We start from the raw sequence: 3,950 nt of genomic DNA on the forward strand, positions 1-3,950 counted from the left end.
AAATATACCATGCTCCGGCGCCGGGGCCAATGCCCAAGCCTGCCCCCAAAACGACCGAACCGGCCTTGCGGCCGGTCCGATTGCGAGCGGAGCCAAACTCCAGGCCGTGTTGGCCGAGGCTATTCAACGTAGATGTCGATGGCCTTGGGCAACGCCTTTTCGGTTTTGGGCAGATGCAGGGTCAGCATGCCGTCCTTGAAAACCGCCTTGATGGCCTCCGTATCCACGTTTTCCGGAACAGTGAACCGCCGCACAAAGGTGCCGGTGAACCGTTCCACGCGGTGGAATTTCGCGTCCTTTTCTTCCGTTTCGCTCTTGCGCTCGCCGTGAATGGTCAGCACTCCGTTTTCCACGGACACCTTGACATGGTCCTTTTCCACACCGGGGATATCGGCCTTGATCAGGAACTCTTGTTCCGATTCGACAATATCCACCCGTGGCGACCAATCGGTGGAGGCCAAGGCCTCCTGCCCGCCACGCGGCCAACCGACGGCCTTGGTGTACCGGTCGAACATGTCCTCGATTTCCCGCCAGGGATCCCATTTCATGAGCGTCATGGCCAACCTCCTTTCGTGACCAACGTTAAAAAATGTCATGTCACAACACGAGCAATCAATCTTATAGACTAATTCACCCAGCGCCTCCGTCAAGCAGACCTTGAAACCAGAATTAAAACTTCAAAATATTCCGAGTTGATCCATACTTTTCTTCACATTGGTGCTCTGGTAGTCCAGATCAATGGCGCCATCCACCAAAACCGCCCCGAAGTCACCCACGCCCCTCCCGCACCCGGGAACCGAGGCACTGCGCGAATACACCCACGCGCTCATCCCCTGGCAGCTGGGCCACCATTTCCCCACGGCTCCGGTTCCGAAGAAGGAAACCTGCCCGGACCGGGAGCTCAAGGCCGCGCTGCGGCCCCCCCGTGAACACGTCCTGCTGCTTGGCCTTGGCGACGGCGCGCTGGCCGCGGCCCTGGCCAAGGCCCTGCCCGCCGAGCGCACCTTGACCGTGTGCACCCTGAACCCCGCTGACGTCCGTCCAACGCTTGCGGAGCAGGCCCCGTGGTGGTCGGACGGCAGACACACCATCCTGGCCGATACGTCCCCGCGCGCCATCCTGCTCCTGCTCCATGCGTTCGGGCGCAACCCAGCCCAGTGCACGATGATCCTCAACTCCACCCTGTCCGAAGAAGAACGTCAGACGCACCGGGCGCTGCAACGCCTTCTCCTCAAAACAGAACGCCTTGAACCCGACACCCAGCCCGCTCTCTCGGGCAACCCCGAAGACGTGACCATCGCGGCCATCCTGCACCCGGACGAACCACGTCTGGAGGAGTTCTTCGCCGCGATCCCGGCCTGGGCACGGGAAATGATCGTGGTCTGGGACGCCGACGCGCCACCAACACCCCGCCCAGACGCGGCATGTCCGACACGGCACCTGGCCCGCAGACTGGACAAGGACTTCGCGGCCCAGCGCAATGTCGCCCTCGCGCACGCCCAAGGTGAATGGATATTTTTTCTGGACAGTGACGAACGCCTGGCCGCCGAAGACTGGGCGGCCCTGCCCGGATTGACCGCCAGGGCCAGAACGCTGGGAGCCGGGGGCGTGGCGTGGCCGCGCATGACCTTCTGGCCCGACGAGGAGCACGTTCTGGCCGGATTCGGATTGTGGCCGGACCTGCAACTTCGGCTTATGCCCGTGAGCCCTGGTTTACGGTTCGAGCGCCCCGTGCATGAGGTTGTCGTCGGTCTGCCTGGGCCGGTGCTCATCGACGCGGGGAGACAAATCCGCCACTACTCGCGGTTGTTCAAGAATCCCGAGGCACTGGCCGCCAAACTGCGCGTTTTCGATGACGCCGCCGGACAGCGGCTCCACCGCCTGAACGACACGTACCCGACGTTGCCCACGGAGTTCATGCGCCGCGTTTCTGCCGCCTTCAGGCATCACGCCCTGCTGCGGCTTCGCGCCCTCTAAAACGCACGAAGCCGGACGCAGTCGCCCGGCTTCGATGTGTCCACCCTTCACGGTCACCCCTCGTGACCAGCCAAATACGCGGCCAGGGCCAGGGCATAGAATTTGGAACGATCCGAGTCACCGCGCGAGGGCACGACCAGGGGGAATCCGGCGCCGACCACGATGCCGGCCATGGGCAAATCCATCAGGCTGGTCACGGATTTGTAGAGAACGTTGCCGGCGACGATGTTCGGCGCGCAAAGAATGTCCGCCCGCCCGGCCACGGGATGATCCACGCCCTTGGCCCGCGCCTTTTCGGCGGACACGGCGATGTCCAGGGCAAACGGCCCGCCAACCAGGACCTCGCCGAAAAGGCCCATGCGGCACAACCGGGCCAGAATGTCGCCGTCGCGACTCGATTCCATGCCATTGTACGAAACCTTTTCCGTGGCCGAAAGCACGGCCACCCTGGGCGGCCTCATGCCCAGGGCCTGGGCCACGGCCACGGCGTTTTTGATGATGTCGATCTTGCGGGTCAGGGACGGATCGATGTTGACCCCGGCGTCGGTGACGATGACCAGGCGTTCCTCGCGCGGATGGGCGAACACGCCGATATGGCTCAAAAGCCCCGCGCCGCCACGCTTGCGCCCGAGCACGGCCCGCAACAACACATCGGTCTTGACTCCGCCCTTCATCAAAAACTCGGCCCGACCCTGCTCCACTTCATCAAGGGCCAGACCGAGGCCTCTGGCCTCATCCGGTTCGTGCACGCAACGAAACGCCGCAAAATCCCGATCCGCCAATTCGGACAGGGCGCGCATGCGTTCCACGTCACCCACGAACACGGGCTCGGCCAGACCCTGGCGAAAAGCCTCCAACCCGGCCAGGACCGCGTTGGCCTCGGCGCAAGCGGCAATGACCACGCGCACGGGCTTGTGCCTGGCGCGCACCATGTCCACCATCCGGTCCAGGGACGTCACCGGCCCGGACGCCGCCATCACGCATCCCCCCGCGTCAGGGCGATAAGCCCGGTGCGGCTCAGGGAGACGATGCCGTGTGGGGCCAGGGTCCGAATCAACCCGGCGACCTTGCCCGACGGCGCGGACAGCTCGGCCGAAATGGTCTCGTTGCCCATGTCCACGACTCCGGCCCGGAAGACCTCGAAAATCTGCAAAATCTGGCTGACCGTGCCTGGCGTGATGCGGACCTTGATCATGACCAGTTCGCGGTCGATCATCTCCTGGGCGGACAAGTCCTCCATGCGCGACACGAATTCCAGGGCTTCGATCTCCTCGATCACCCCCCGGACATCCTCGGCCCGCGCCTCGACGCAGATAATCATGCGCGAAACATCCTCGCGCTCGGTCTCGGCGCAGGAAATGGAGCGAATGTTGATGCCGTGGTGCTGAAACGTCGCGGCCAGGGCGGCCAGCACGCCGGGCTTGTTCTGAACCAAAACGGAAATGGTGTGGCGCATGAATCCTCCGCGCCCCGCGTCAGCGCACGGGAAATTCGAAATACGTGTCCGGAAACGGCTCGTCCTTCAAGGTGAAGTGCCACCATTCATAGTCGTAGGGCTTGAAGCCATGTCTGGTCATGACTTGGCGCAACAGCAGGCGGTTGGCGCGCTGTTCGGGCTCCATGGTTCTGTCCGTGGGCCAGGATTGAGGACCAAAAAAATCAAAACCCGTGCCCATGTCCAATTCGCGGAATCCGCCGTCCTCCACCGCGACGATGGTCACGTCCACGGTGCTGCCGCGCGTGTGACCGGAGCGCTCGGCGATATAGCCCTTGTCGAACAACTCTTCCTTGCGCACTTCGGGGTAGTACGTCCCTTTCATGGTTGTATCGTCCAGGTCGCGGGCCCAGCGCACGAAATGGTCCACGGCCCGCTGGGGCCGGTAGGCGTCAAAAATCTTGAGGCTCAGACCAAAGGGGCGCAGCTCTTCTCGAACCTTGAGCACGGCCTCGGCGGCCTGGGCGGTAAGGATGCA

5 protein-coding genes are annotated in these 3,950 nt (G+C 63.3%); 1 reads left to right on the forward strand and 4 read right to left on the reverse strand.

Annotated features, from left to right (window positions below):
* Positions 1 to 119 precede the first annotated feature (119 nt).
* A complete protein-coding gene (locus EOL86_12565) occupies positions 120 to 557 on the reverse strand; it encodes an Hsp20/alpha crystallin family protein (protein NCD26408.1) in 438 nt (145 codons plus the stop codon).
* 181 nt (positions 558 to 738) lie between these two features.
* Between EOL86_12565 and EOL86_12570 the strand changes: the two genes are divergently transcribed.
* Positions 739 to 1,977, forward strand: a complete 1,239-nt coding sequence (locus EOL86_12570; protein NCD26409.1) for a glycosyltransferase — start codon at positions 739 to 741, stop codon at positions 1,975 to 1,977.
* 53 nt (positions 1,978 to 2,030) lie between these two features.
* Here the strand turns inward: EOL86_12570 and EOL86_12575 are convergent, their stop codons facing one another.
* The 3 genes from EOL86_12575 to EOL86_12585 all read right to left on the reverse strand — a co-directional run.
* A complete protein-coding gene (locus EOL86_12575) occupies positions 2,031 to 2,954 on the reverse strand; it encodes a phosphate butyryltransferase (GenBank protein NCD26410.1) in 924 nt (307 codons plus the stop codon).
* Entirely contained in the window at positions 2,954 to 3,433 is a 480-nt protein-coding gene (gene ilvN, locus EOL86_12580) for an acetolactate synthase small subunit (protein ID NCD26411.1), read from the reverse strand. The genes EOL86_12575 and ilvN overlap by 1 nt, the downstream gene beginning before the upstream one ends.
* Before the next feature lie 19 nt (positions 3,434 to 3,452).
* Positions 3,453 to 3,950, reverse strand: a 498-nt coding sequence (locus EOL86_12585; GenBank protein NCD26412.1) for a peptidase M15, incomplete at its 5' end; no start/stop codon positions are given.

It is taken from the genome of Deltaproteobacteria bacterium (genome assembly GCA_009930495.1).
Lineage (GTDB): Bacteria > Desulfobacterota > Desulfovibrionia > Desulfovibrionales > Desulfomicrobiaceae > Desulfomicrobium.